Consider the following 26,156-nt stretch of genomic DNA (forward strand, 5'->3'; position numbering starts at 1 on the left):
CACATGCAGTTGGAGACCGCACCGCGGACGCTCCCGCCCACTCCCGGACAGCCCCGAGCCCAGTCCCGAGCCTTCCCCTGGATCGTGTTCGCGCTGATCTGCGGACTGATGATGTCGGACTACATGTCCCGGCAGGTACTCAGTGCCGTCTTCCCGCTCCTCAAGGCGGAGTGGGGTCTGTCGGACGCGCAGCTCGCCTCCCTCACCAGTGTCGTCGCGCTGATGGTCGGTGTGCTCTCGCTGCCGCTGGCACTGCTCGCCGACCGGTGGGGACGGGTCCGGAGCATCGTGGCGATGGGCGGCCTGTGGAGCGCTGCGACGATCCTGTTCGCGGCGGCCAACAGCTACGGCCACATGCTCGCCGCACGATTCCTGCTCGGCTTCGGCGAAGCCGCGTACGCGAGCGTCGGCATGGCCGTCATGCTCGGCGTCTTCGCCCCACGCCTGCATGCGTCGCTCAGCGGCACCTTCCAGGCCGCCACGTTCTTCGGCTCGTTCGCCGGGGTGGCCCTCGGTGGCGTCCTCGCGGACCGCTTCGGTTGGCGGACGGCCTTTCTCATCATGGCGGCCATCGGTCTCGTCCTCGTCGTCGCGTTCCGGCTCGTCGTCACCGAACGTCGGCTCGAACGTCATGCGCCCCGACCCACGGACTCGGCCGTACCGACCGGCGCTCGCGCTCCCCTGTCGAGCCTGTTCACCACCGCGTCGCTGACGTTCGTGTACCTCGGTGCGGCCGTGCAGCTCTTCGTCGCCGGCGTGCTGCTCGCCTGGCTTCCCAGCTACTTCAATCGCTACCACGGGATGGACACGTCGACCGCCGGGCTCACCGCATCGATGTACGTGCTCGTCATCGGCATCGGCATGACGATCTGCGGCATCGCCGCCGACCGGATCAGCCGACGACGCCCCGAGCTCAGATGGACCTCGGCGATCTCCTACAACGCGCTGTCGATGACGTTCCTGATGGTCGGATTCCACCTCGACAACGGTTCCGTCCAGCTCGTCGTCATCGCCCTCGGCGCGTTCTTCTGCTCCGGCGCCGCCGGTGTCACCACGGCGCTCGTCGCCAGCCTGTCCCACGCCTCGATCCGCGCGTCGGCGTTCGGCGTCGGCACCCTCGCGAACAACATCCTCGGCATGGCTCTGGGGCCGCTCGTCGTCGGGATGTTGTCCGATCGGCTCGGCTTGCTCGGTGTGCTGCAGTGGGTTCCGCTGGCGTACGCACTGGCCATCGGTTTCCTCCTCCTCGCCAGGAGGGCGTACCCGGCAGGGCTCGCCAAGCTCCGGTCCCTGACCACGACGGAGGTACCGCGCACCGCAGCACCGGACGGCGACCCCGTCTCGACCTAACGTCGCGGAACCGGGCAGGCGTCGGCGGCCTCGGCGACGATCTGCGGCACGGCGACCGGGGCCGGGCGGCGGCCGGCCTCCCACTGCTGCCCGGTGACGGGCTCGTCCGCCGCGAGCAGGGCGGCCTCCTCGTCCGTGAACGCGCGTCCCCGGCTGAGGAACCGCACCCCCTCGGGCGCTTCGAGACTGAACCCCGAGCCGCGGCCGGGGACCGCGTCGATCACCAGCTGGGTGTGCTGCCACGCCTCGAACTGCGGTCCCGAGATCCACACCGGCACGGCGTCGGCGCCGTCCGGGAGATCGACCGGAATCTCCCCCACCCGCAACCGCAGATCGAGCACGCCGACCAGGACGTCGCGGTCGCCGACGACGAACTCACCCGCGGGGTAGCACATCGGCGCCGACCCGTCACAGCAGCCGCCGGACTGGTGCATCATCAACGCGCCGTGCCCGACGACGAGCCGGCGCAGCAGGTCGGCCGCGGCCGCGGTGACGACGATCCGCGGAACCCCCGGCGCTCCGCCGGGCGCCGCATCGGCGATGTCGGTCATCTCGTCCTCCGTCCTGGTCGGTGACCGGGTTCCCCGAACGTGTCGTGCGCGGCGCCCGCCGGGCGGGGCGACCCCGGCGGGCGCCGTGTGATCCGGAACACTACTGGCGCGGACGTTGCAGCGCCGTTGCGGCGCGTCAGAACACGGCGTCCGCCTGATCCGCGATCACCGAACCGTCGGGCCGGTGTACCGGTCCCGCGGAGCCGTCGGCGGCGGTGAACGCCGTCGTCGAACACGGATACGGCGCGGCGGCGCTCTTGGGGTCGAGGAACATCGGGTTCACCAGCCACCGGCCGTCGGCGTTGTCGTAGGCGTTGCACATCAGTTCGGCGTTGTTCCGGTTCACGACGAGGCGAGCGCCGGTCGCGTCACCCAGGAACGTCACGTCCGTCACCGAGTCCCCGGCGGCGAACACCTGCCGCCGGTCCACGGGCAGCGGCTCGAACGCCGCGGGCCCGCGCACGCCGTACACGACCTCGTTGACCTGGCACCGTTTGCCGTCGATGTACGGGATCACCGAGTCGTCGCCGTCGGGCACTCCGCCGCACCCGACCAGGTGGCCGGTCAGGACGCCGTTCGCCTCGACCGGGCGCACGCCCATCACCCGATCCGGGTCCAGGCCCAGCTCGCCGGCCCACACCCGCACGACGGGTTCCGCCGAGGCGGAGATGATGCGAACGTCGAATCCGTTGGTGCGCAGTGTCTTCACCAGGTCCTTGATCTGCGGGTAGTACCGCACCCAGCCGTCCACACGGGTGGTGCCCACCGTCTGCTCGGCACCCTCGGGTGCGGCGAGGTTCGCCTCGCGTGCCGCCGTGGCGTAGGCGGTGATCTCGTCGTTCGTGTGTCCGCCCATCAGCTGCACGGCCCACGCGTAGGCGGCCTTCGTGCGGCGGTGGTCGTAGCCGGCGAACGCGGGCGCCCCGGCGGTGGTCTTCTCGTCGAGGACGGCGACGATCTCGTCCGCACAGTCGGCGTCGGTGCTCGTCGGCAGCGCCCGGCCGGGCTCCACCTCGGTGCCACACGCCGCGGACAGCGCCCCCGCCGCGGCCGGTGTCAGGAACCGGCTCGTCGCCGTCCAGTCGGCTCCGGCCGGCTGCAGGATCTTGTCGTTCGCGATCATCCAGTACGCGGTGGCGCTGCCGATGTCGTTCTTGACCGCCGTGTTGTCCCAGTCGAACAGGGCGAGTGGCGCGCCGTCGGCCACGGCGCCGGTGCCGTCGCACGTGCCGTGTTCGGCGATCACGCGATCGAGCTGCTGGCGGACGTCGCCGTACCACGTCAATCCCGGGTCGAGTGCGGCACACGCGGCGGGCACGGCGCCGGCGGCCTCGCTCCGCTCGGTCGAACACGCGGTGGTCGACAGCAGGACGCCCGCGAGGGCACCGGCCGCCGCCGCCGTCGCGACACGAGACATCACCATGAGTTCCTCATCTTCCGTGAAGGCGCTTCCATGAAGGGCGCGCGTCGATCGCGATGCCCACGCGAGCGGAGTCCGCGCCCGGCCGCCCGGGGCGCGTCGAGGACGGGCATCGACGAATTATTCGGTGCGGCAACGCATCACCGCGATCCGTCGCGGACGCGGGAGGGACCGATGCCGCACGGCGTGGGAGGGCCGCGAGCGCGCGGCGCGTCGGTCGACGGCGCCGAGCGCACGCCGACCGAGTCGACGGGGCGCCCGCAGGTGTTCCTGCGGGCGCCCCGGTGGGTTCGACTACGGGGTGGGGATCAGAAGAAGCCCTGAGCCTTCGGTGCGTAGCTGACCAGCAGGTTCTTGGTCTGCTGGTAGTGGTCGAGCATCATGTGGTGGTTCTCGCGACCGATGCCGGACTGCTTGTAGCCGCCGAACGCCGCGTGGGCCGGGTACTGGTGGTAGGTGTTCGTCCACACCCGGCCCGCCTGGATGTCGCGGCCGGCGCGGTACGCGACCCCGCCGTCCCGGGACCAGACCCCGGCCCCGAGGCCGTACAGGGTGTCGTTGGCGATGGAGATGGCCTCGTCGTAGTCCTTGAACGACGTCACCGACACCACCGGCCCGAAGATCTCCTCCTGGAAGATCCGCATCGAGTTGGTTCCGGTGAACACCGTCGGCTGGATGTAGTAGCCGCCGGACAGGTCGCCGCCGAGATCCGCGGGCCCACCGCCGGTGATCAGCTTCGCGCCCTCCGACTTGCCGATCTCGATGTACGACAGGATCTTCTCGAACTGGTCGTTGGACGCCTGCGCCCCGATCATGGTGTCGGTGTCGAGGGGGTTGCCCTGCCGGACCGCCTTCGTGCGGATCGCCGCCATCGCGAGGAACTCGTCGAAGATGTCCTCCTGGATCAGCGACCGGGACGGGCAGGTGCACACCTCGCCCTGGTTCAGCGCGAACATCGTGAACCCTTCCAGGGCCTTGTCCTGGTAGTCGTCGTTCGCGGCGAGGACGTCGGAGAAGAAGATGTTCGGGCTCTTGCCACCCAATTCGAGGGTGACCGGGATCAGGTTCTGCGACGCGTACTGCATGATCAGCCGGCCGGTCGTGGTCTCGCCGGTGAAGGCGATCTTCTTGATCCGCGGGCTCGACGCGAGCGGCTTGCCCGCCTCGACACCGAAGCCGTTGACGATGTTGACCACACCCGGCGGCAGCAGGTCGCCGATGATCGAGAACAGGTACAGGATCGACGCCGGCGTCTGCTCGGCCGGCTTGAGGACGACCGCGTTGCCCGCGGCGAGTGCCGGCGCCAGCTTCCACACCGCCATCAGGATCGGGAAGTTCCACGGGATGATCTGACCGACCACGCCGAGCGGCTCGTGGAAGTGGTAGGCGACGGTGTCGGAGTTGATCTCCGACAGCGACCCCTCCTGGGCCCGGATGGCGCCCGCGAAGTAGCGGAAGTGGTCGACGGCGAGCGGGATGTCGGCGTTCAGCGTCTCGCGGATCGGCTTGCCGTTGTCCCAGGACTCGGCGAGTGCGATCGACTCGAGGTTCTCCTCGATGCGGTCGGCGATCTTGTTCAGGATCACGGCACGCTCGGCGACGGAGGTCTTGCCCCAGGCCGGCGCGGCGGCGTGGGCGGCGTCGAGTGCGAGCTCGACGTCCTCGGCGGTGCCGCGGGCGATCTCGCAGAACGCCTGCCCGGTGACCGGGGTGGTGTTCTCGAAGTACTGCCCCTTGACCGGCGGAACCCACTGCCCGCCGATGTAGTTCTCGTAGCGGGACTGGAAGGACATCAGTGCGTCCGGGGAACCCGGGCGGGCGTACACGGCCATTCGAAACTCCTCTGCTCGTCACTGCTGGGGCCAGCACTGCTGCGTGTGATCCAGGACACTACGAGCGGGAGGGTTGCAACTACGTTGCGCCCGCAGCCGTCACTGCCCCAACTGTTCGTCGAGGACCGCGATACGCGCTCTGACCTGGTCGTACATCGGCGACGCCGGGTTGATGGACGCGAGGTACGCCGTCCACGCGACGGAGTCCTCGCGGCCGTCCGGGGAGGACGTCCACCGGGCCAGCAAGGGCTGCTCACCGGACCGCAGCAGCGCCGCCTGCATCCGCGCCCGCAGCTGCTCCCGGATCTCCTCGACTCCAGGCGCCACGGACCCCGGCAGCACCGGGCCGCGGTAGGCGGACAGCGCCGCCGCGGCGTCGCCGCATTCCAGTGCCCGCCGGACCTCGTCGACGTCGGTGCCGAGTGCGGTGAGCAACCGATACGGGCGCGAGCCGAGCCCATCCGCGCCGAACACCTTGCGCAGCCGGGACAGCTCGGCCCGGATCGTCACGGAGTCGAGCTCGGACTCGTCGAGCAGGATCGCCAGCTGGTCGCCACGCAGGCCCTCCGGATGCTCGGCGAGCAGCAACAGGATCTCGGCGTGCCTGCGGGACAGCGTGATCCGCTCGCCGTCACGGACCAGGGTGGGACGCTCGGATCCGAGGACGGCCAGCCGTGGCGGAGCGGTCCCCAGCAGCCGCGGCGAGTTCAGCAGGTGCAACCGCAGCTCGGCCTCCGCCGCCGCGACCGTCGCCCGCACCAGCGCAAGCACCTGCGGCTGCGCGACCTCGGGGCCACCGGTGATGTCGATCGCGCCGAGGATCTGCCCGCTCGTCGGGTCGTGGACCGGCGCGGCGGAGCAACTCCACTCGTGGACAGCGGAACTGAAGTGCTCGGCCCCGAAGATCTGTACGCACTGGTCGACCGCGAGCGCGGTGCCTGGCGCATTGGTACCGACGTGCTCCTCGCTCCAGTCCGCGCCCTCGACGAAGTGCATCGCGACCGCGCGGTCCCGGGCCGCGGAGTCTCCCTCCACCCACAGCAGCCGACCGGCGGCATCACTGATCGCGACCAGCAGGCCGGTGTCCGCGACGTCGTCGACCAGCAGGCGGCGCACGACCGGACGGATCAGCGCCATCGGATGCGTGGAGCGGTACCGGTCGAGTTCGACGCCGGCCAGGTCGCCGCTCTCGCCGACACCGTCCGGATTCACCCCCCGGTCGCGACTGCGCAGCCACGAGTCGAACACCACCGACCGGACCGGTGACGTGCCCTCGCCTCCACCGGCCCCGGGGTCGCCGCCCTCCACGAACGACCGGTGTGCGGACGAGACGGTGCGCGCGAGGCGCGCGACGTCGTCTCCCGGCCGAACGGCCACCCAGGGATTGCCGCGGGAGGTGCTGCTCCGAGACGTTGTGGTCAATGAGGTCCCTCCGTCGACGCCTACCAACACTGTAACTCCGGTCACAGTTCCCGCGGTCCCGGTGGGGGCATCCCCCTCCACCCGAACTGCTGGTCAGGCGTCCAGGAGGGCGACGAACTCCGCGACCCGCTCGCCGATCATGACCGTCGTCGCGTGTGGCCCCCGCGACGGCAGGGACGGCATCACCGAGCCGTCCGCCACCCACAGACCGTCCACCCCGATCACCCGGCACCGCTCGTCGACCACGGCGTGCGGGTCGTCCGGCGACCCCATCGCACAGCTCCCCGACAGGTGCATCGAGGTGCCCAGGTTGTCGAGCAGTCCCGCGGCCGCGGCGCCGCGTGCCCGCCGCCCGATCACACCGGCGGTCACGAGCCCGGACAGCAGGTCCTCGGCGAGGCCGAGGCCGGCGCCGAGCGCGGCGCGGTCGGCCTCCTCGCGCAGATAGTGGTAGCGCACCAGCGGCGGAGCGGTGGGGTCGGCGGAGCGGAGCACGATCTCGCCCCGGCTGCGGGGCCGCATCAGCGCCACCCCGATCCGGCCCAGTTCGTCGTCCACGCCCGGGATGGCGCGTCCGAACGGAGCGGTGTACGGCCGCAGCTCGACGTCGTCGGTCTCGAGCACCACCTCGAGGATCGCCCGGTCCGGGCGGTGTGGGGACGACCCGGGCAGCCGGTACCCGACGGTCGCCTCGGGGTGGTCCTCGAAGTCCCGCCCGACCCCCGGCCGGTCGACCGCGACGGGTAGCCCGAGCGCCGAAAGGTGCTGGGCGGAGCCGATTCCGGAGTGCATCAGCAGATGCGGGGTCCCGACGGCGCCGGCGCACAGCACCACGGTGCCGCCGCGCAGGACCCGCCGCCGGCCCGCCTCCTCGACCTCGACGCCGACCACCCGCCTCCCGGACAGCCGCAGCCGCCGCGCCGTCACGCCGGTGAGCACCCGCAGGTTCCGCCGGTCCGGGTGCGCCGTGACATAGGCCGAGGCGGTGCTGACCCGCATGCCGTGCCGGGCGTTGAGCGGCACCGGCCCGACCCCGGAGGCGTCGGGCTCGTTGAGGTCGGCGGTGTACCGGAACCCGGCCGCGGTGGCGGCGTCCAGGAACGCCGCACTGACCGGGTGCAGGTCCTCCGGGGCGGTCCGGGTCACCGGAATCGGGCCGTGGTCGCCGTGCCAGCGCCGGTCGCCGAACGGGTCCGACTCGAGCCGCCGGAAGTACGGCAGCACGTCGCGGTAGGACCACGTGGCGGGCCAGCGGGCGAAGTCGGCGGCGGTGGCGCGGACGAAGTAGCCGCCGTTGACGGCGCCGGAACCACCGAGGACCCGGCCCCGCGCCAGGGTCGTCCCGGTACCGGGTCGCAGCTCGGCCGGGTACCGGCCCACGACCTCGCTGTCCGGGCCGATCGGCAGCATCCCCAGCGGCGCGGGCGGGACGGCCCGCGGTCCGGCCTCCACGAGCAGGACGGTGCGGTCGGGGTTCTCGCTCAGCCGGCCGGCGACCACGCACCCGGCGGAGCCCGCCCCGACCACGATCACGTCGGCCGCCGGCGCGACCGCCCGTCTCACCTGGTCAGACGCGGAGTCAGGGCGGCGGCGCTGCGCCCGTCGATCGCCCCGCGCCACAATCCCGCCCCGTAGGCGAGATCGTCGAGCCGCTTGTAGACGATGTGCCGCACCGGCCCGAGGCCACCGGGTTCGCGGTGCGTCCACCAGTCCGCGGCGCCCTCGGCGACCGCGACCGCGAACACCGCGCGCCGCACCCGTCGCGAACACAGGGCCGCGACCACCGTCACCGGCCAGTAGTGCCGGCACAGCGCCGACGCGAGCTGCCACGCCCCGCCGACCATGCCCTGGACGGCCAGCACCGTCGCGATCCGGGTCGGCCGGTCGAGGTCCCGGAAGGTGCGGCGGAGGCGGACCACGGTCACCGCCTGGGTGGCGAGAGCGGCGAGCAGGCCCACCCGCGTCCCCGTCACGGCCAGCAGCCACGCGGCGAACGTCCACACCGACATCGCGAGCGGCGGCACCAGCCCGCGGTGCCTGGTCGCCAGCGGCGCGGCACCGGTACCGTAGAACATCTTGCGGCCGAACCACTTCCGGAAGGAAATGCGGTGATCGTGCGCGACGTGTGCGATCGGCTCGTATCGCAGCCGCCAGCCGGCCTCGTGCAACCGCCAGCACAGGTCCACGTCCTCGGCGACGTGCATCTCCTCGTCGAACCCGCCGCACTCGTCGAGCGCGCACCGCCGCACCAGCATCGCCGCGCTCGGCACGTAGGAGACCGTGCTGCCGGCACGCACCGGCCCCTCCTTGCGGCCGAGGTCGAGGGAGGATCGCGCGTGTTCGTAGCGGGCCAGCGCCCCGCCCTCCGGCGCCAGCGCGACGATCCGCGGCGCGACCATCGCCACAGCGGGGTCGCTGAAGTGTCCGAGCATCGATTCGAGCCATCCGGTACGCGGGACCACGTCGGAGTCCAGGAAGGCGACGAACTCCGTTGTCACCGCGGCCAATCCGGTGTTGCGTGCGGCCGCCGGCCCCCGCGACCCGTCGTGCCGCAGCACCGTGACCGCGCCCCCACCGGCACGGACCGGGGGCGGCGTGACCGGTTCGTCGGAGCCGTCGTCGACGACGATCACGTTGAGGGCGTGCAACGTCGGCAGGAGCCGATTGAGCCCGACCGCGTTGTCCTTCACCGGGACGACGACGGTGACGTCGCGGTGGGACGGGGAACTCATCGGTCGCGGGTTCGCGACGCCGGAGTCGAGGAGGTGCCGGGCCACCGCGGCGGACTGCTGGTCGACCACCTTCAGATAGCCGTCCCCGATCATCGCGGCCGCCGTCGGCGCCAGCTTCAGCATCCGGGTCGGCGATCCACCGATCAGGACGCGTCCGTCGGAGAAGGTGCGCACCGTCGGATCGAGGCGAACCCCGAATCCGTCGGGCAGTCGGGCTTGGCGCATCAGGTGATGGTATTCGGATCCGGCGTCACCGCAACATCCCGCGGGTGTCCGGATTCCACCGATTCACGGCCGCCGCCGCCAGCGCGCACATCTGCTCGAACACCCGTGCCCCTTCGGCGGCGTCCGCCGTCCGGGGGTCCCCGAGCACCCCGTTCGCGCTGACCGCGGCCACCCCACCGTCCCGCAACCGGGGCATGAGCTCGGCGATCGGGCGGGTGTCGCCGGCCTCGATCCGGTCGGTGTGCACGACCTCCGGAGAAAGATGCAGCAGCAGAGCGGTTTCCGTGCGTCCGGCGTGCGCGTCCGCACCCGGAACCGCGCACGGCACCCACGCCGCGTCGCGGCCCTCGTACCGCAGCAGCGCGACCGCCTCCGCCAACGCCGGGGCATTTCCGCCGTGCCCGTTGACGAACAGCAGACGCGGGGACCATCGACACGCCGAGCGGCCGTACTCGACGACCAGTGTGCGCAGCGCTTCGGTACCGAGCGACACCGTGCCCGCGAACCCCTCGTGTTCACCGCTGGCGCCGTACCCGATCGCCGGCGCGAGCCGCAACCCCGGCAGCACCCGCGCGACCGCCGTCGCGATCCGGGTGTCCGTGTCGAGCGGCAGGTGCGGCCCGTGCTGTTCGAGCGACCCGACCGGCACCGCCAGAGCCGGCCCCGACGCGGCGACCTCCGGCCACGTGGCGGTGTCCAACGGTGCGGGCGCGGGAACGTCGGGGTGCATGTCCCGCATGGTAGGACCCCGCCCTCGGGTTCCCCAATGTCACATCGGGTCACTCGGCGTCACTCGATGTGACACCAGGGACCCGGGACGGCGGGGTCAGAGGGAGAGCGCGACGCGATGTCCCTCGATCACCGCGGAGTGGGCCCGCCGGGGGGCGAGCGCGTCACCGATCCGGTGCACCTCGAAGGTGCTGCCGGACAGCTGTTTCCACAGTTCGTCCACGGGTCGTTGGTGCACCGAGCACACGACCGTGTCGTATTCGGCCTCCGCCGCGGCCCCGGTGGGGTGGTGCAGCAGGCGCACCCGGGCGCCGCTGCCGGTGTCGACCACCGCGGTGGGCAGCACATCGGTGCGTTCGGTGATGCCCGCGGCGTGGGCGCGACGCTGCCAGCCCTCCATGTCGAGGGTCAGGCCCAGGTCCTGGCCGACGATCATCGCGGGCGTCGCGACGGTGACGGTGCAACCGCGTGCGGCGAGGGTCTCCGCGACCGACGTGCCCTGGTGGAATCCCAACTCGTCGAACACCAGGACCCGCCCCGCCGGGCGGGTGCGACCCTCGAGGACGTCGCGCACGTCGACCACCCGGGTGCTGCCGGTCGCCCACGCCGGACGCACGGGTCGCGCCCCGGTGGCGACGATCACCGCGTCGGGGCGCAGGGCTCGGACGGCGGCTGCATCGACATCGGTACCGGTGTGCACGACCACCCCGGACCGCGCGCACTCGCGTTCGAGATTGACCGCCAGCTCCCCGAACTCGCCACGCCCCTCGGCGGAGGCCGCGACGCGCACCTGTCCGCCGAGATGCTCGGCCCGCTCGTACAGCGTGACCGTGTGGCCGCGCTGCGCTGCGGTCGCGGCGGCCTGCATGCCGGCCGGTCCGCCGCCGATCACGACCACCGTGCGGCCACGCCGGTGCGGCATCGGCAGCGGCACCGACTCCCGTCCCGCGCGGGGGTTCTCGACGCAGCCGAGCCACCGGTTCAGACCGACCCGGCCGATGCACTCCTGGTTGCAGCCGAGGCAGGTGCGGATGTCCCCGGCCCGGTTCTCCTCCGACTTGCTCGCGAAGTCCGGGTCCGAGATCTGTCCGCGCACCACACCGACCAGGTCGCAGTGGCCTTCGACGAGCGCCTGCTCGGCCTGCGCGGGTCCGGTGAACCGCCCGACACCGACCACCGGCAGCGACACCGCCCGGCGAATCGCGCTGGGAACGAACAACGAGTAGCCCCGTGGAACCGCCATCGAACCCTCGATCAGGTGCAACGTCTCGGTGGCCATGCCGATCGAGGTGTTCAGGTAGTCGACGTGACCGGTCGCCTCGACCATGCCCGCCACCGCGACCGCCTCGTCGAGGTGAATCCCGTTCGGGATCGACTCCTCCCCGGTGAGGCGCACACCCAGCACCAGATCGGGTCCGAGTGCCTCGCGCACCGCGGCGATCACCTCGAGCAGCATTCTCGCCCGGTTCACCAGCGGCCCGCCGTGGTCGTCGGTACGCCGGTTCGCCTGGGGGGACAGGAATGCCCGCAGAATCGACGACTGGGACGCCTGGATCTCCACCCCGTCGAATCCCCCGGCCCGGCAGTGCCTCGCCACCCGCGCGTAGCCCTCGACGAGCTCGGTGATGTCGGCGGCATCGACCGCCCGTGGTACCTCCCGGAACAGCGCGTCCGGAATCGGGCTCGGGGCCCACAGCGGCCGGCGCGAGTACATGCCCGACCCCTGGCCGCCGTTGTGGTTCAGCTGCGCGAGGATCACGGTGCCGTGCGCGTGCACGGCGTCGGTGATGCGTCGGTACCCGGCGACCACCTCGGGCCGGTGGCCGTGGATCACCTTCTCGTACGGCCAGTCCGTGGGGTGGACGCAGTGTTCCTCGGTGACGATCAGGCCGGCCCCGCCGCGGGCCCGCGCCTCGTAGTAGGACGCGTGCTGCTCGGTGGGCAGCCCGTCGACTGCGGCGTTGGTCAGGTGCGCGGTGAACACGACACGGTTGCGAAGGGTGCGGGGACCGATTGTCAACGGCGACAGCAGCGTCGGATACGTCACGACACCCACCCGTCGACGAGATTCCGGGCCGCTGCCCGCCCCTCACGGACAGCCTCGGCCACAGTGCGCGGCGCCACGCAATCCCCGACGGCCACCCACCCGACACCCGACACCCCGCCACCCGCCAGGGCGGACTCGGCGCTCCGCACCAACGCATCGTCCGGGAGCCGGTGACCGCAGTCGACCACGGCGGCGGCCGCGATCGTCGTCCGCTTCCCCGTGTGTACGTGTTCGAGTTCGACCCGGCCACCGCCGATCCCGACGATCCGGGCACGCAGGTGCCGAACGACGCCGGCCCGCTGGAGGCGTCCGTTGGCCTCGGCGAGGTCACCGGTACGGCCCAACTCGTTACCCACCACCGGATCCGAGGTCACCACGCCGACCCGACCACCCATCGCCGCGAGAGCCTCGGCCACCGCCACCCCGACCGGCCCCCCGACGGGGTCCCAGACCAGCACCCCGTCCGTGGCGTCGGGGATCGGCGGCGTCCCCTCCAGCACGTCGGGGGCGGCGCAGACGGGCACGCTCCCGTCCCCCGGCACCGGCCACGGCGCGGCGACGCTGCCGGTCGCGAGCACCACCGCGTCCGCGGCCGCGACTTCCGCCGCGGTCACTTCCCGACACAGATCGACGCGGACACCGAGGCGCCGGCACTCGTCGGCGAGCCAGTCGGTCAACGCCGACAGCCGTTCCCGGTCGCCCGTCGCGGTGCGAGCGACCATGCCGCCGAGCCGGGGCGCGCGCTCGGCGAGCCGGACCCGCTGTCCGGTGGCGGCGAGGACCCGCGCCGCCTCGAGACCCGCTGGGCCCCCACCGACCACCAGCACGTCCCGCGGCGCGACGGTCGCCGCCACCCCCGGCTGAAGGTGACCTTCAGCCCGTCCAGCAGCGTGAAGGTGACCTTCAGCCGAAGTGGCGACCGCCGGGTGGAGGCGACCTTCAGCCGGGTTCGGGTTACCGATGCAGGTGACGATCGGATTGCGCGGATCGCACACCAGGCACGTCTGGTTGCAGAGCACGCACGGCCGCGGCGGGCGATCGTCGCGTACCGCGGCGACCAGGTCGGGGTCGGCGATCTGAGCGCGCGTCATCTCGACCAGGTCCGCCGCTCCCTCGTCGAGCGCGCGCCCCGCCGCCTCGGCGTCGATCACGCTGCCCTGCAGGACGACCGGCACGGTCACCGCCTCGCGGATCCGCCGGGCCAGTTCCACGTTGAACATCGGCGGAGTGTGCGCGTCCGGTCGGTACCGGCTCGCGGTGGTCGGTCCGCCCCGGACGACGGTCAGCAGGTCGAGCGAATCGGCCAGCGCGCGAACGTGTCCGACGGCGTCGCTCGGGGTGATCCCGCCCCACGGCGCGAGTTCGTCGCAGCTCAGCCGGAGCGCGAGGATCCGGTCCGGTCCGAGCGCCGCGCGGACCGCGGCGACCACCTCGCGCAGCAGACGCACCCGGTCGGTGCCGTAGCCGTCGGTGCGGAGGTTGGTGAGCGGGGACAGGAACTGCCGCAGCAGCGCGGTCGGCCCGGCGTCGAGTTCTACGCCGTCCACGTCGGCCGCGACCGCGGCGGCCGCGGCGTCGGCGAATCCGGCTGTCACCGCCTCGATCTCACGTGACCCCATCGCCGCGGGCAACTCCCGGGTCACCACGTCGGCGACCGGAGACGGCGCCCAGAGCACCGACTGCGAGTACGCGCTCGAGCCCTGCAGGCCGCGGTGCCCGAGACCGGCCAGCACCAGCGTCCCGTGCGGCCGGCACGCGGACACGATCTCCCGCCATCCGGGTCCGCAGGCCGCGGCGAGCGGCGCCCGCTCGTACGGCCAGTCGTCGGCGCACACCGACGCGCTCTCGGTCACGATCAGGCCGCAACCTCCGCGGGCACGGGCCGCGTAGTACGCGGTGTGTCGCGCCGAGAGTGCGCGCCCCACCCCGAGATTCGTCTCGTGTGCGCCGAAGACCACCCTGGACTGCGCGGTGCGTCCGGCCAGGGTGGTCCTCGAGGTGATCGCGACGGGCAGTGGATCAGATTCCGAGGTCGCGACGGAAGCCGTCGGGGACGACCAGATCGGCCGGGGACAGGTCCGCGATGTTGGAGTGTCCGAGACCGAGGACCGCGGAGTCGACGCCGCCGCGCAGGATGTCGAGGACGTTCTCGACTCCGGCCTGGCCGTTGGCGGCCAGGCCCCACAGGTAGGCGCGGCCGATCATCACGGCGCGGGCGCCGAGCGCGAGGGCCTTGACGACGTCGGAGCCGCGGCGGATGCCGCCGTCGAGGACGACCTCGAGCTGCTCCCCGACCGCCTCGGCGATGGCGGGCAGCGCCCGGATCGGGGCCGGGGTGCCGTCCAGGTTGTTGCCGCCGTGGTTGGACACGGAGATGGCGGTGCAGCCGGCGTCGACGGCGCGCTTGGCGTCGTCGACCCGCATGACGCCCTTGAGCATGAACGGTCCGTCCCACTGCTCCCGCAGCCAGGCGACGTCCTCCCAGGTGGGCAGCGGGGTCCCCATCCACTGGCCGTAGGCGCCGAAGAAGGTCGGGGCCGGGCCGCCGTCCGCGGGGGCGAGGTTGGGGGTGGTCAGGTCCGGGATGGACCCCGACTTCGCGAACTGCGCCAGCCACTTCGGATGGAGCAGACCCTGCAGCGCATTCGCCCGCATCGCTGCGAAGTCCATCTTCTCCGGGATCGCCGGGGAGCCCCAGTCGCGGCCCATCGAGAACGACCAGTCGAGCGTCATGATCAGGCCGGTGGCGCCGGCCTTCTTGGCGCGCTCCATGCGATGCAGCAGTTCGTCACGGGTGCCGACCCAGTACATCTGGAAAAAGGTCTGCGGGTTCGCGGCCACGACCTCCTCGACGGACTTGCTGGCGAACGAGGACAGGCCCATCGCGACACCGCGTGCGGCGGCGGCGCGGGCGACGGCGACCTCACCGTCGGGGTGCACGGCCTGCACGCCGGTCGGGGAGATCATCACCGGGAACGACAACGGCTGCCCCATCACGGTGGTGGACAGCTCACGCTTGTCGGACAGTCCGGCGACGTGCGGCGCGAACCCCAGCTCGGAGAACGCGTCGAGGTTGTCGGCGGTCGTCACGCCCTTCTCGGAGCCGGCGACGAGCGCCATGTACACCGGCTTCGGCAGCCGCTTCCGGGCCCGCCGCTGCGCCTCGGCAACGGTCTCGAACCACGCATTCTTTGCCATCGAAAATCCTCTATTCCATTCCCGCGAGCGGGTTCTCGTCACAGATCTTGGCCGGCGGCCGGGTCAGCAGGGTCAGCGGAACCGGCGCCTGCGGGATGCGACGTTCGGCTCGCTTTCCGGTGCGGGAGTGGTCCTGGCTGGACTTGGGCACGCTGCGATCGGCAGCGAGTGCGGACTCGCCGTAGCCCTGCACGCACTCGGGGTCCGGGCCGTCCATCGGCAACCCGGTGAAGAACTTCGCGGCCATGCAGCCGCCGCGGCACGCGTCGTAGTGGCTGCACTTGCTGCAGGCGCCACCGGTCTGCGGCGACCGCAGATCCCGGAACAGGTCGGAGTGCTGCCACACCTGCTGGAAACCGCCGTCGCGCACGATGTTTCCGGCCAGGAACTGGTCGTGGATCGCGAACGGGCAGGCGTAGACGTCGCCGATCGGGTCGATCAGGCACACCACCCGGCCGGCGCCGCACAGGTTCAGACCCGGCAGCGCGTCGCCGTAGGCGGAGAGGTGGAAGAACGAGTCACCGGTCAGGACGCCCTCACCGTTGGCAACGAGCCAGTCGTAGAGCTCACGCTGCTGCGCCTGCGTCGGATGCAGCTCGTCCCACACGTCGGCGCCGCGACCGGACGGGCGCAGCCGGGTGATCCGCAGCGTGGCCCCGTACCGGTCGGCGAGCGCCTTGAACTCGTCGAGCTGGCTGACGTTCTGGCGGGTGACGACGACCGAGATCTTCGCGTCCCGGAATCCCGCCTCGGCCAGGTTCTCCAACGCCCGCACCGCCATCGCGAACGAGCCGGGGCCGCGGACCGCGTCGTTGACCTCCGCCGTCGCGCCGTCGAGGGAGATCTGCACGTCGACGTAGTCGCTGGCGGCGAGCCGCGCGGCGACCTTCTTGTCGATCTTGACCCCGTTGGTGGAGAACTTCACCCCGACCTGATGCTCGGTGGCGTAGTCGACCAGCTCCCAGAAGTCGGAGCGCACCGTCGGTTCGCCGCCGCCGATGTTGACGTAGAACACCTGCATCTTCTGCAGTTCGTCGATGATCGCCTTGCACTGCTCGGTCGACAGCTCCCGCGGGTCCCGCCGTCCCGAGGACGACAGGCAATGCACACACGACAGGTTGCACGCGTAGGTCAGTTCCCAGGTCAGGCAGATCGGCGCGTCGAGTCCGAGCTCGAACTGGTCGACCAGGCGGCCGACGGGGGCGGGCGGTTCCAGAACAGAGGTCATGGGCTGGTCCTCGGGGTGTCGGAGAAGGGGTGGAGAGCGCCGCGCCGGCCGCCGGGCCGGCGGCGTCTCACACGCTCCCGGTCGAGATGGGTCAGGCCGCCGAGCTCACGGCGGAGGGGACGATCATCTTCGACTCGGCCAGCGTGGCCAGGGCACGGGCGTAGATGTCGATCCGGTCGTCCTCGACACCGGCCGCGCGAATCGCGGTACGGGCGTCGGGGTGGTCGGCCAACGACTTCACGATGCCGACGATGGTCACGTTCTTCAGGAAGGACAGCTTCCGCGTCCCGAAGTGGTAGAGCAACGCCCCGAAAGGTTCGGGGCGAAGCGCCACCTGCGGGTGCAGCTGCCACCCGGCGTCCAGATCCACGATCAGTACACGCCGCACATGCCGTCGATCGAGACCTCCTCGACGAGGGACTCCTGAACGAGCTCGGTCTCGGTGACTGCAGATTCGCGAGCGTCGGACATCGACTTACCTCCTGTGTCAGGGTTGTGCCGGTCGCAGTGAGGACTTCACTGTGACTCGGTTCACCACCATAATGGCATCGAGTGCACAAAGAAAACCCCGGAGGAGAAATTGACCCGTAGTCGCACGCCGGGAACGGGCCGGATCGGCCGCAGGCCGGCCACGACGCCGGACCGGATCAGCAACATCGCTCTCGCGTTGTTCGCCGAGCACGGGTTCGAGGAGACGAGCGTCGACCAGATCGCCGAGGCCGCCGGCATCGCGCGACGGACCTTCTTCCGCTACTTCCCGTCGAAGAACGCGGTGCCGTGGGGCGCCTTCGACACCCACCTGTCGGACATGCGCGACCTGCTCGCGGACCTCCCCGAAGACATCCCGCTCGCCGAGGGACTCACCCGGGCGCTGCTCGACTTCAACAGCTTCCCGCCGGACGTCGCGCCGTTGCACCGGACCCGGATGGAGGTCATCCTCAACGCCCCCGCGCTGCAGGCGTACTCGATGGTGATGTACACCGGGTGGCGCGAGGTCATCGCCGAGTACGTCGCCGCCCGGACCGGGCAGCGCACGACCGACCACCTGCCGCGCACCGTCGGCTGGATCGTCCTCGGCGTCGCCCTGTCCGCCTACGAGCAGTGGCTCACCGACGAGAGCCTCGAACTGGCCGACCTGCTGCGCTCCGGCAGCGAGACACTCGCCCACGGACTGGCGTCGCTACCGACGCGCCCGGCGCACTGACCGGGCGGCTCGCCGGCCGCGTGCCGGGTTCGACGGCGTCGACCCAATTCGGCAGACCCGATCACATCGCGACCGATTCGCCCTAGACTTGAGGTCGGGAACGACGCCAGTCGTCCCGTCGATCGTCATGAGGCACACGATGGCGGACAAGTCCGTGATCTTGGGACGGCCGTCCGGCCGCAATGCCGGCACCGACTCACGGACATCAGGCTCGACACACGGCAACCTGTCCGAGCAGGAGATCGTGGAGGCGGCCCTGCGCGTGATCCACCAGGACGGCCTCGACAAACTCTCGATGCGCCGGCTCTCCCGGGAGCTCGGGGTGTCGGCGATGGCGCCGTACTACTACGTCTCCGACAAGGACGAGCTGCTCAACCTGGTCGCCGGCGCCGCCCTGGGCGGGATCACGGCCCCGGAGCCCGGCCCGCCGTGGACCGAGCGGCTGCGCATCCTGATCGACCAGATCGACCAGCGCCTGTCGACCTACCCCGGACTCGGGGAAGTGCTCCTGGAGAAGATGCTGCGGTCCCAGCGCGACCTGGTCGCGCTGGTCATGGACATCCTGTTCGACGCCGGGTTCACCGACCGCAACGTCTTCTGCGCGTACTCGACCATCCACACCTACCTGTACGGCCGCAGCAGCGTGTCCACCCAGGATCCCACGGCGCCCGAGCGGACCGGGCTGCCCGAGGTCGTGGCGCGGGCGACCGCGCACCTCGACCAGGTACACGGCCGCGACGTCTACCGCTTCGGGGTCGACACCTTGATCGCCGGACTCCAGGTGCAACTCGACCGCCAGAACCGGTCGACGACCTGACCCGTCGGGGTTCATCGGACCGGCGCCCGGAACTGCGGCGTCCCGATTATCGGGAACCGGGCGGCACAAATTACGATCCAGCTGCTTCCATGGTGTCTGCTAGTCTGAAAACTAGAACACGTTACAGAACGTGAGCCCCACCTGCACCGCAGAACCCGAGAGGATCGACCACGATGACCACTGTTGACATGCCGCACAGCTCCAGGTCGGTTGTGCTCACCGTGTCCGGCGTCGTCGAGGAGACCGCGGACGCACGCTCGCTGGTGTTCGCAATCCCGGACGAGCTGCGCAGCCGCTTCGAGTACAAGCCCGGCCAGTTCCTCACGCTGCGGATTCCGAGCGAGCTGACCGGCTCGGTCGCCCGCTGCTACTCGCTGGCCAGCTCGCCGTTCGGCGACGGCGACCCCAAGGTCACCGTCAAGCGCACCGCCGACGGCTACGGCTCCAACTGGCTGTGCGACAACGTCAAGGTCGGCGACACGATCGAGGTGCTGCCCCCGTCCGGCGTGTTCACCCCCAAGTCGCTCGACCACGACTTCCTGCTCTGGGGTGCCGGCAGCGGCATCACCCCGGTCATCTCGATCCTCAAGTCGGCACTCGGCCAGGGCACCGGCAAGGTCGTGCTGATCTACGCCAACCGGGACGAGAACTCGGTGATCTTCCGCGACGAGCTGCGCGCCCTCGCCGCCCAGTACCCGACCCGCCTGACCGTCGTGCACTGGCTCGAGTCGCTGCAGGGCCTGCCGACCCCCGACCAGTTCGCGACCCTGGCCGCGCCGTTCGGCGGCTACGAGTCGTTCATGTGCGGGCCCGGCCCGTTCATGGACACCGTGCACAAGGCGCTCGCCGAGGCCGGCGTTCCGCGCACCTCCGTGCACGCCGAGGTGTTCAACTCCCTCGCCGGCGACCCCTTCCAGGACGTCGAGCTCGAGGAGGTCACCGCGGAGGAGGCCGCCGACGCCGCGAGCGTCTCGGTCACCCTGGACGGCGAGACCCACGAGCTGAGCTGGCCGCGCAAGCAGACCCTCGTCGACATCATGCTGGCCAAGGGCCTGGACGTGCCCTACTCCTGCCAGGAGGGCGAGTGCGGCTCCTGCGCCTGCACCGTCCTCGAGGGCAAGGTCGAGATGGACAACAGCGAGATCCTCGACCCCGAGGACATCGCGGCCGGCTACATCCTGGGCTGCCAGGCGCGCCCGGTCACCGACAGCCTCAAGATCGAGTTCTGACCGGTCCGACTGCGCCGCCCGTGAGTGACCCACTCACGGGCGGCGCAGTCGTCTGTAGGCGGCCCGCTCGTCCCGGTCCAGGTGTTCGGTCGCGTAGCTCAGTGCGGTCGCACCCATCCCGGCCGCGTGCTCGTCCAGGAACCCGATCAGCAGGTCCCGGTCCACCCGTTTGCCGACCTCGCGCAGCATCCAGCCCAGCGCCTTCTGCGTGAGGTCGCGGCGGTCCCCGAGCAGGCGGGGTGCGAGCTCGAGCGTCGTCGACGCGTCGCCGCGCCGGATGAAACCGGACGTGGTGAGCAGCGCCACCCGCCGGCGCCACAGGTCCGCGTCCGCCCCCAGCTCGAACACCAGGTCGCGCGGCCGGTCGTACAGCCACCCGCCGAGAATCCGCTCGGCCGAGGCGTCGACGAGATCCCAGTTGTTCACCCTTCCCCGCAGTACCGCGGCGAGGTAGAGATCGGCGACCCGCTCGCGCGCCGCGTCGTCGCGGGTGCGCGGCCTGCTCGCCCTTTCGAACCGTCCGGTCAGGATCAGCAGCCCCGCCAGCCGATGCTCGTGCACCGGGCTGTCCAGGAGCGGGTCGATCTGCGGTAGCGGCAGCTCCCCGAACCGCGCGGCGACGCGCCGGACGGACGGCACCCGCACGCCGATGAAGACGTCGCCCTCGCCGTACTCCCCGGGCCCGGTCTTGAAGTACCGCCGCAGCTGGACGGCGTCGTCGGCGTCGGCCAGATCCGCGAGGGCACGCATCACGTCCTCATGCATGCCCAGACCCTGCCATGCGGCGCTCACCTGCGCGAATGCTATTGATCGGCCGGTCAATCAGGTCTATACCTGAGGTATGCGGTAACTCCGACATATCCGACAAACTCCGGCAGAGGAGGCTGGAAATGAGGGCAGGTATGAGTCGGTGGCAGGACTGGGCTGCCGTGGTGATCGGCGTCGTCGTGGCGCTCTCGCCGATCTGGGTCGACACCAACAGCGCCGCACGCTGGTCGATGATCGTCCTCGGTGTCCTCGTCGCCGTCGCCGGCCTCGCCAACATGATGTCTCCGAGCACGGAGATGGTCGTGTGGGCGATGGGCGTGCTCGGCGTGCTGATGTTCATCGCTCCCTGGGTCACCGGGTACTCCGGCATGGCGGGCGCGGCATGGACCTCCTGGGTCGGTGGCGCCCTGACCCTGCTGACGGCACTGGCGGCCATGCCCGAGGGATCGCGCATGCACATCGGCCACGGTGGCGGACTGGCGCCCCACCACTGACACACATGACGACGACCGACAACAACACCGGGACGGGCGGGCGCCCGCCCCGGTGACGGAGGGAGATGAACCCCATGCCGCGCCGACATCGGACGACAGGCATGGACGGTGACACCCGCACACGCATCCTCGACGCCGCCGAAGAACTCATCGCGGCACGAGGCTTCGACGCCACCCCGACGGCCGCGATCGCGACCCGGGCCGGCGTCCCGAAGGGTCTGATCTTCTACTACTTCCCCACCAAGGAATCGATCCTCACCACCCTGATCGCCGAGCGCCTGCCGACCGATCCACTCGACGACGTGGCCACCGTGGCCGTCACCGGCGAACCCGAAACGTCGCTGGTCAACCTCGAGGAGGCGTTGAATCAGCGCGACCGGAACACGATCCGGACGATCGCCTGGCGCGAGGCCGACACCCACCCCGCGGTGCGCGAACACGTCCGGGCCCTGCGGACCCACCTCCACAACGTCACCGTGGAAGTGCTGCGGGCGAGCGCACCACTGACCGCGCCCGCCCGGGTCCTGGACTCCTGCGCGACCGCCTGGGTGGCGGCGATGATGTCCGTGACCCACCGGTTCCTCGACCGCGACGACCGCCTCGAGGAACTGCGCACCGTCGCCCGCGTCGTCACCGCCGGACTGGGAGCACTGTCGCACCCGTGAGTGCGCTCACGGACGCGCCGCGCACAGTTCGCGCCCGGCCTCGTACGCGACCGCGCTCGCAGGCAGGACACCGGGCCGGCCACTGAGCAGCACCGAGACCGAGCCGATCCCACCGAGGTCGCGGTCGAGTTCGTCGATGCGCCGCAGGGTCTGCGCGGCGACCGCACGCGCGCTGTCGAACAACGTCACCCCCGCCGGCAGCCGGGCCACGATCTCGTCGGCGACCAGCGGGTAGTGCGTGCACCCCAGCACCACAGCGTCACAGTCGGCCGGGGTGGCCGCGACGGCGGCGTCGATCGCGGCGGTGACCAGGTCGCCGTCCCCCCGGTCGATCGCATCGGCGAGACCGTGGCAGGCCACCCCGACGACGTCGCTGCCGTTCCCGAACCGGGCGATCAGGTCCGCCTGGTAGGCGCTCGCGGTGGTCGCGGCCGTCGCCCAGATCGCCACCGAGCGGGACACCGCGGCGGCGGGTTTGATCGCCGGGACCGTTCCGATCACCGGGACCGTCGTGCCCAGATGCGCGCGGACCTCCTCCAGGGCGGTGACGCTGGCGGTGTTGCAGGGCAGCACCACCACCTCGGCGCCGTGGTCGATCGCGCGGTCGGCCGCCGTCAGCACCCGGTCGACCACCCACGGCGCCGGCTTCGGACCCCACGGGGCGCCGTCGGGATCCAGGCACAACAACAGGTCGAGCTCCGGCCGGAGCCGGCGCAGCCAGGCCGACGTGGGCAGCAGCCCCAGCCCGGAATCGATCAGCGCGACGGTCACCGGTCCAACCTAGTCCCGACGGCATCGGCCATCGCATCCAGGAACCGCTGCACCGCAGCCATCTCGTCCGCGTCGAACCCGCCGAGCGGCGACGCCAACCGGCCCACCAGGGGTCCGAAGTACGACCACCCCAGGTACCGAGCCTGCTCCTGCACCCGCACCAGCACCCGCCGCCGATCGGTCCGGTCGGGCGCGCGGGTGACGTGCCCGGCGCGGACGAGCCGGTCCAGCACGGCCGTCGTCGCCGCGGAACCCAGCCCCAGTTCGGCGGCGAGCCACCCAGGGGTGGCGTCCGTGCCTGACCGGTCCGCCTCGAGCAGCGCGAGCAGTGCCCGCAGGTCGGTGGCGTGCAGGCCGTTGCGGCCCGCGAACGCGGACCCGAACTGGTCGAGATCCGCCGACAGCCGCCTCACGCGATGCACCAGCGCGAGTGCGGAATCAGAGCTGTCCACCACCCATCCTCTCGATCGTCGAACTTCTCGACGACCGAGAATATCGGCGGGCGAACGGTACCCGGCCCGCGGGTCACCGCAACAGCAGGCAACCGGCCGCCGACGCCCCGCCCAGCCCGACCACCGCGACACCCGGCGGCCCCAGAACCTGGACGGGCCCCGCGTCACCACGCACCTGAGCGACGGCCGCGACCACCAGGTCCAGGTCGGGACGCTTTCCGAGACCGAGGTGTCCGCCGTGCGGATTCAGCGGCAGGTCACCGCCTCGGGCGATCCGCCGTCCGGTCGCGACGAAGCTCCCCGCCGCACCGACGGCACAGAACCCGAGGGCCTCGAGCCACGGCAGGACCGCGAACGAGAACTCGTCCCCGAGCATCACCACTCCGACGTCCCGGACGCCGGAGTCGGCCCGCGACCACAGGGCCGCGGCCGCGCGCTCGACGACTCCGACGGGCCGTGCCGACTCCTGTTCCGCGAGCGGACTGACCCCGTACGCGGCTCCGGACCCGGCCACCGCGACCGCCCGCGACACCGGCTCGCGAACCGCCGCGGCGCCACTGAGCACGATCGCGGCCGCGGCCGCGCCGCGGATGGTCTCGGCCCGATCGTGCACGCACAAAGGGTCCGCGATCATCGGCGCGGCCAGGTAGTCACGCAGCCGCAAGCTCCTGCCGACGTTCGCGGACGCGACCAGCGCGACCTGTGCCAACTCGGTGCGGGTCAATCCGTACCGCTCGGTGTAGGCCCGTGCGGCCAGCGCCGCCGCGACCAGTGCGCTGTCCGCACCGTACGGTGCGTGCCACCCCGGCCAGCCGGCGACCGGGGTCACCGCCCCGATCCGGGCGGGTGTCACGAGGCGCGTCGGCGAGCCCGCGGAAGCCTCGACGCACACGAGATGGCCGACCCGACCCGCGGCGACCGCGTCGACCGCCTGCACGAGCGCCGCCCCGATCGAGGTTCGGTCGGATTCCTGTGTCCGCCACTTCAATTCGAGCCCGAGCGCGTCGGCGATGTCGGCGCCGGCAGCGCCGCAGGCGAGCACCCCGTCAACCGCGGGACCCGCGACACCCGCGTCCACCAGCGCGGCGCGCACGGCCCGCACCGCCGCGTTCAGGATGCCGGTTCCGCCGGCAGAGCCCCGGACGCCGGCACCGCCGGTGAGGGCCCGGCCGACACCGGTGACCGACACCGCGGCCCGGCCCGACCCGGTGCCCCCGGTCACGACACCGCCTCGATCCGGTCCTCGAAGAGGTCCGACTCCTCGATCTCCGCCAGCGGCAACCACACCCTGTCGTCGACCTGCTCGAAGACCAGGCGAACCGGCGCACCGACCCGCAGGTCGTCCGGTCCGCCGCCGGTCAGCCCGAGCAGCAGCCGCACGCCCTCCGGCAGGTCCACGACGCCGACGAGATACGGGGGCACGGGCGCGGCGTGGATCGGCTCGGCGACCCGCGTCCACGAGACCAGGACACCCTTCCCGGCGACCGGTTCGAACACCAGATCCGTGCCCCAGCAGTAGCGGCAACAGGGCGACGGCGGAAACGACCAGCGCCGGCAGTCCAGGCACCGCTGCACCGACAGCCGTCCCGACGCCCCGGACGTCCAGTGCGGCGCGGTCAGGTCGGTCAACTCCGGCAGGGCACGCCGACCGTGCACCATGCACTCACGGTAGCGGCCGCGGCCATGCGGCGCGGGGAACTCGGCAGGTTCCGGGGCCGCCCGGTCCGGGTCAGACCGCGGCGGCCGCGACCACCTCGGAGATCGGCACCGTCGCCGCGATCTTGGCCCGCATCTTCATCACCGGGCCGGCCAGGCCGCCGCCGACGACCGCGACGAGCCGGCCGTCACGCTCGTAGTAGGCGAGGAACTTGCGGCCGTCGTCACGCACGACGTGCACGGTGTCGGTTCCGGACGGCTCGCCGAGCGCCTGGATCTTCACGTCGTACTGGTCGGACCAGAAGTACGGCACCTGTGCGGGCAGCTCCGGCGCCGAGCCGGCGACCAGCGCGTGTGCCAGGACCTTCGCCTGTTCGCCTGCGTTGTTCCAGTGTTCGACGCGACGCTGCACCCCGTCGGGGTGTGTCCACGCCGCGACGTCGCCGACCGCCCAGACGTGCGGGTCGCTGGTGCGGCCGACCTCGTCCGCCAGCACACCGCCACCGGCGCCCCGTTCGGCGGTCACGACCCCGGACCCGTCCAGCCAGCCGGTGACCGGGTTCGAACCGATGCCGATCACCACCAGGTCCGCCGACACCTCGGTGCCGTCCCCGAGCACGGCCCCGGTCACCCGGGTGTCGCCACGCAGCGACTCGAGCCCGACCCCGGTGCGTACGTCCACGCCCTCGGCCTCGTGCAGCCGCGTCACGAGGGCCCCGACCTGCGGGCCGAGCACCGACGCGAGCGGCGTCGGCTGGGGTTCGACCAGAATCACGTCGAGTCCCTTCGCGCGCATGCTGGCGGCGAGCTCGCAGCCGATGAACCCGGCACCGACGACGAGCGCGGTGCGGCCGGGGACCAGATCGGCACGCAGACCGTGCGAGTCCTCGAGTGTGCGCAGCACGTGCACACCGTCGAGGTCCGGCAGGCCGGGGATGCGGCGCGGAGTCAACCCGGTCGCGATGACCAGGTGGTCGTACCCGAGGGTGCTGCCGTCGGCGAGGGCGACGGCCCGCGCGCCGGCGTCCACGGACACCGCGCGGGCACCGAGCTGCAGCTCGACGTCGATCTCGTCGTAGTACTCGGCAGGCTTGAGGGTGACGTCGTCGGTCTCGCCGCGGACCACGTCCTTCGACAGCGGCGGGCGGTCGTACGGAAGGTGCACTTCCTCGCCCACCAGCGTGATCCGGCCCTCGTGCCCTGCCCGCCGCAGCTCCTCGGCGGTGCGCAGCCCGGCCAGGCCCGCCCCGACGATCACGATTCGTCCCACGCTCATCGTGCGACCACCCCTCCACAACGTCGTCCGTGACCGCCACCGGCCACCAACAAGTCATACCAAACTGACACACGTTCTAGTAGTCCCACG

General features: G+C 71.6%; 25 protein-coding genes. 6 read left to right on the plus strand and 19 right to left on the minus strand.

Annotation, left to right across the window (positions count from 1 at the left end; all coding sequences use genetic code 11):
* Positions 1 to 3: 3 nt before the first annotated feature.
* Positions 4 to 1,350, plus strand: coding sequence for an MFS transporter (locus tag ABD951_RS21020; protein WP_345349669.1), 1,347 nt, complete (start codon positions 4 to 6; stop codon positions 1,348 to 1,350).
* On the opposite strand, the gene ABD951_RS21025 is transcribed toward ABD951_RS21020, so the two are convergent.
* The 13 genes from ABD951_RS21025 to mftA all read right to left on the minus strand — a co-directional run bounded on the left by ABD951_RS21025 (position 1,347) and on the right by mftA (position 17,205).
* Positions 1,347 to 1,901 carry a DUF779 domain-containing protein gene (locus ABD951_RS21025; RefSeq protein ID WP_345349672.1) on the minus strand — a complete coding sequence of 185 codons (555 nt, stop codon included), beginning with the start codon at positions 1,899 to 1,901 and terminating at the stop codon, positions 1,347 to 1,349. The genes ABD951_RS21020 and ABD951_RS21025 overlap by 4 nt on opposite strands.
* Before the next feature lie 136 nt (positions 1,902 to 2,037).
* A complete protein-coding gene (locus ABD951_RS21030; RefSeq protein ID WP_345349675.1) occupies positions 2,038 to 3,324 on the minus strand; it encodes a haloacid dehalogenase-like hydrolase in 1,287 nt (428 codons plus the stop codon).
* A 305-nt stretch (positions 3,325 to 3,629) separates the two neighbouring features.
* Complete coding sequence (adh, locus tag ABD951_RS21035) at positions 3,630 to 5,153, minus strand: aldehyde dehydrogenase (RefSeq protein WP_345349678.1); 1,524 nt, start codon at positions 5,151 to 5,153, stop codon at positions 3,630 to 3,632.
* A 99-nt stretch (positions 5,154 to 5,252) separates the two neighbouring features.
* The gene (locus ABD951_RS21040) at positions 5,253 to 6,575 is read right to left on the minus strand and encodes a sigma-54-dependent transcriptional regulator family protein (protein WP_345349681.1); all 1,323 of its coding nucleotides are present in this window, start codon (positions 6,573 to 6,575) and stop codon (positions 5,253 to 5,255) included.
* Positions 6,576 to 6,668: 93 nt separating this feature from the next.
* Positions 6,669 to 8,138 carry a mycofactocin dehydrogenase MftG gene (mftG, locus tag ABD951_RS21045; RefSeq protein WP_345349684.1) on the minus strand — a complete coding sequence of 490 codons (1,470 nt, stop codon included), beginning with the start codon at positions 8,136 to 8,138 and terminating at the stop codon, positions 6,669 to 6,671.
* Entirely contained in the window at positions 8,135 to 9,532 is a 1,398-nt protein-coding gene (gene mftF / locus ABD951_RS21050) for a mycofactocin biosynthesis glycosyltransferase MftF (protein WP_345349687.1), read from the minus strand. The genes mftG and mftF overlap by 4 nt, the downstream gene beginning before the upstream one ends.
* 25 nt (positions 9,533 to 9,557) lie before the next feature.
* Entirely contained in the window at positions 9,558 to 10,262 is a 705-nt protein-coding gene (gene mftE, locus ABD951_RS21055) for a mycofactocin biosynthesis peptidyl-dipeptidase MftE (RefSeq protein ID WP_345349690.1), read from the minus strand.
* 96 nt (positions 10,263 to 10,358) lie between these two features.
* Positions 10,359 to 12,308: a mycofactocin system FadH/OYE family oxidoreductase 2 gene (locus ABD951_RS21060; RefSeq protein WP_345349693.1), complete on the minus strand. Its 1,950-nt coding sequence runs from the start codon at positions 12,306 to 12,308 to the stop codon at positions 10,359 to 10,361.
* Positions 12,305 to 14,323: a mycofactocin system FadH/OYE family oxidoreductase 1 gene (locus ABD951_RS21065; protein WP_345350665.1), complete on the minus strand. Its 2,019-nt coding sequence runs from the start codon at positions 14,321 to 14,323 to the stop codon at positions 12,305 to 12,307. The genes ABD951_RS21060 and ABD951_RS21065 overlap by 4 nt, the downstream gene beginning before the upstream one ends.
* 4 nt (positions 14,324 to 14,327) lie before the next feature.
* Positions 14,328 to 15,506, minus strand: coding sequence for a pre-mycofactocin synthase MftD (mftD, locus tag ABD951_RS21070; protein ID WP_345349696.1), 1,179 nt, complete (start codon positions 15,504 to 15,506; stop codon positions 14,328 to 14,330).
* Between the two features lie 10 nt (positions 15,507 to 15,516).
* Complete coding sequence (mftC, locus tag ABD951_RS21075; RefSeq protein ID WP_345349698.1) at positions 15,517 to 16,734, minus strand: mycofactocin radical SAM maturase; 1,218 nt, start codon at positions 16,732 to 16,734, stop codon at positions 15,517 to 15,519.
* Positions 16,735 to 16,825: 91 nt separating this feature from the next.
* Positions 16,826 to 17,122 (minus strand): mycofactocin biosynthesis chaperone MftB, encoded by a 297-nt coding sequence (mftB, locus tag ABD951_RS21080; protein WP_345349700.1) that lies wholly within the window; start codon positions 17,120 to 17,122, stop codon positions 16,826 to 16,828.
* Entirely contained in the window at positions 17,107 to 17,205 is a 99-nt protein-coding gene (mftA, locus tag ABD951_RS21085) for a mycofactocin precursor MftA (protein WP_345349702.1), read from the minus strand. The genes mftB and mftA overlap by 16 nt, the downstream gene beginning before the upstream one ends.
* A 109-nt stretch (positions 17,206 to 17,314) precedes the next feature.
* On the opposite strand from mftA, the gene mftR reads away from it, so the two are divergent.
* The 3 genes from mftR (at position 17,315) to ABD951_RS21100 (ending at position 19,984) form a co-directional block, all read left to right on the plus strand.
* Positions 17,315 to 17,938, plus strand: a complete 624-nt coding sequence (gene mftR, locus ABD951_RS21090) for a mycofactocin system transcriptional regulator (RefSeq protein WP_345349704.1) — start codon at positions 17,315 to 17,317, stop codon at positions 17,936 to 17,938.
* 127 nt (positions 17,939 to 18,065) lie between these two features.
* Positions 18,066 to 18,755 carry a mycofactocin system transcriptional regulator MftR2 gene (gene mftR2 / locus ABD951_RS21095; RefSeq protein ID WP_345349707.1) on the plus strand — a complete coding sequence of 230 codons (690 nt, stop codon included), beginning with the start codon at positions 18,066 to 18,068 and terminating at the stop codon, positions 18,753 to 18,755.
* 173 nt (positions 18,756 to 18,928) lie between these two features.
* Complete coding sequence (locus ABD951_RS21100) at positions 18,929 to 19,984, plus strand: 2Fe-2S iron-sulfur cluster-binding protein (protein ID WP_345349710.1); 1,056 nt, start codon at positions 18,929 to 18,931, stop codon at positions 19,982 to 19,984.
* A gap of 33 nt (positions 19,985 to 20,017) precedes the next feature.
* Here ABD951_RS21100 and ABD951_RS21105 read toward each other — a convergent pair whose 3' ends face one another.
* On the minus strand, positions 20,018 to 20,749 hold the full coding sequence (locus ABD951_RS21105) for a DNA alkylation repair protein (RefSeq protein WP_345350668.1): 732 nt from the start codon (positions 20,747 to 20,749) through the stop codon (positions 20,018 to 20,020).
* A 137-nt stretch (positions 20,750 to 20,886) separates the two neighbouring features.
* Between ABD951_RS21105 and ABD951_RS21110 the strand changes: the two genes are divergently transcribed.
* The gene (locus ABD951_RS21110) at positions 20,887 to 21,246 is read left to right on the plus strand and encodes an SPW repeat protein (protein ID WP_345349713.1); all 360 of its coding nucleotides are present in this window, start codon (positions 20,887 to 20,889) and stop codon (positions 21,244 to 21,246) included.
* Between the two features lie 101 nt (positions 21,247 to 21,347).
* Positions 21,348 to 21,911, plus strand: a complete 564-nt coding sequence (locus ABD951_RS21115) for a TetR/AcrR family transcriptional regulator (RefSeq protein WP_345349716.1) — start codon at positions 21,348 to 21,350, stop codon at positions 21,909 to 21,911.
* 6 nt (positions 21,912 to 21,917) lie between these two features.
* On the opposite strand, the gene ABD951_RS21120 is transcribed toward ABD951_RS21115, so the two are convergent.
* The 5 genes from ABD951_RS21120 to ABD951_RS21140 all read right to left on the minus strand — a co-directional run bounded on the left by ABD951_RS21120 (position 21,918) and on the right by ABD951_RS21140 (position 26,066).
* Positions 21,918 to 22,682 (minus strand): glutamate racemase, encoded by a 765-nt coding sequence (locus ABD951_RS21120; protein ID WP_345349719.1) that lies wholly within the window; start codon positions 22,680 to 22,682, stop codon positions 21,918 to 21,920.
* Positions 22,679 to 23,134 (minus strand): MarR family winged helix-turn-helix transcriptional regulator, encoded by a 456-nt coding sequence (locus ABD951_RS21125; RefSeq protein ID WP_345349722.1) that lies wholly within the window; start codon positions 23,132 to 23,134, stop codon positions 22,679 to 22,681. Before ABD951_RS21125 ends, ABD951_RS21120 begins: the two co-directional genes overlap by 4 nt.
* 73 nt (positions 23,135 to 23,207) lie before the next feature.
* Positions 23,208 to 24,356: a thiolase C-terminal domain-containing protein gene (locus ABD951_RS21130; RefSeq protein WP_345349725.1), complete on the minus strand. Its 1,149-nt coding sequence runs from the start codon at positions 24,354 to 24,356 to the stop codon at positions 23,208 to 23,210.
* Positions 24,353 to 24,793 (minus strand): Zn-ribbon domain-containing OB-fold protein, encoded by a 441-nt coding sequence (locus tag ABD951_RS21135; RefSeq protein ID WP_345349728.1) that lies wholly within the window; start codon positions 24,791 to 24,793, stop codon positions 24,353 to 24,355. The genes ABD951_RS21130 and ABD951_RS21135 overlap by 4 nt, the downstream gene beginning before the upstream one ends.
* Before the next feature lie 70 nt (positions 24,794 to 24,863).
* On the minus strand, positions 24,864 to 26,066 hold the full coding sequence (locus ABD951_RS21140) for an NAD(P)/FAD-dependent oxidoreductase (protein ID WP_345349731.1): 1,203 nt from the start codon (positions 26,064 to 26,066) through the stop codon (positions 24,864 to 24,866).
* Positions 26,067 to 26,156 lie beyond the last annotated feature (90 nt).

The organism is Rhodococcus olei (genome assembly GCF_039540555.1).
Classification (GTDB): Bacteria; Actinomycetota; Actinomycetes; order Mycobacteriales; family Mycobacteriaceae; genus Rhodococcus_G; species Rhodococcus_G olei.

Excerpts from the sequence above, each read along its gene's own strand:
- mftA (WP_345349702.1), bottom strand. The coding sequence starts at position 17,205 with ATGTCCGACGCTCGCGAATCTGCAGTCACCGAGACCGAGCTCGTTCAG.
- ABD951_RS21025 (WP_345349672.1), bottom strand. The coding sequence starts at position 1,901 with ATGACCGACATCGCCGATGCGGCGCCCGGCGGAGCGCCGGGGGTTCCG.
- mftC (WP_345349698.1), bottom strand. The coding sequence starts at position 16,734 with ATGACCTCTGTTCTGGAACCGCCCGCCCCCGTCGGCCGCCTGGTCGAC.
- adh (WP_345349678.1), bottom strand. The coding sequence starts at position 5,153 with ATGGCCGTGTACGCCCGCCCGGGTTCCCCGGACGCACTGATGTCCTTC.
- ABD951_RS21030 (WP_345349675.1), bottom strand. The coding sequence starts at position 3,324 with ATGGTGATGTCTCGTGTCGCGACGGCGGCGGCGGCCGGTGCCCTCGCG.
- ABD951_RS21135 (WP_345349728.1), bottom strand. The coding sequence starts at position 24,793 with ATGGTGCACGGTCGGCGTGCCCTGCCGGAGTTGACCGACCTGACCGCG.
- mftD (WP_345349696.1), bottom strand. The coding sequence starts at position 15,506 with ATGGCAAAGAATGCGTGGTTCGAGACCGTTGCCGAGGCGCAGCGGCGG.
- mftE (WP_345349690.1), bottom strand. The coding sequence starts at position 10,262 with ATGCACCCCGACGTTCCCGCGCCCGCACCGTTGGACACCGCCACGTGG.
- ABD951_RS21020 (WP_345349669.1), top strand. The coding sequence starts at position 4 with ATGCAGTTGGAGACCGCACCGCGGACGCTCCCGCCCACTCCCGGACAG.
- mftF (WP_345349687.1), bottom strand. The coding sequence starts at position 9,532 with ATGCGCCAAGCCCGACTGCCCGACGGATTCGGGGTTCGCCTCGATCCG.
- ABD951_RS21110 (WP_345349713.1), top strand. The coding sequence starts at position 20,887 with ATGAGTCGGTGGCAGGACTGGGCTGCCGTGGTGATCGGCGTCGTCGTG.
- ABD951_RS21100 (WP_345349710.1), top strand. The coding sequence starts at position 18,929 with ATGACCACTGTTGACATGCCGCACAGCTCCAGGTCGGTTGTGCTCACC.
- ABD951_RS21105 (WP_345350668.1), bottom strand. The coding sequence starts at position 20,749 with ATGCATGAGGACGTGATGCGTGCCCTCGCGGATCTGGCCGACGCCGAC.
- ABD951_RS21140 (WP_345349731.1), bottom strand. The coding sequence starts at position 26,066 with ATGAGCGTGGGACGAATCGTGATCGTCGGGGCGGGCCTGGCCGGGCTG.
- mftR2 (WP_345349707.1), top strand. The coding sequence starts at position 18,066 with ATGAGGCACACGATGGCGGACAAGTCCGTGATCTTGGGACGGCCGTCC.
- ABD951_RS21115 (WP_345349716.1), top strand. The coding sequence starts at position 21,348 with ATGGACGGTGACACCCGCACACGCATCCTCGACGCCGCCGAAGAACTC.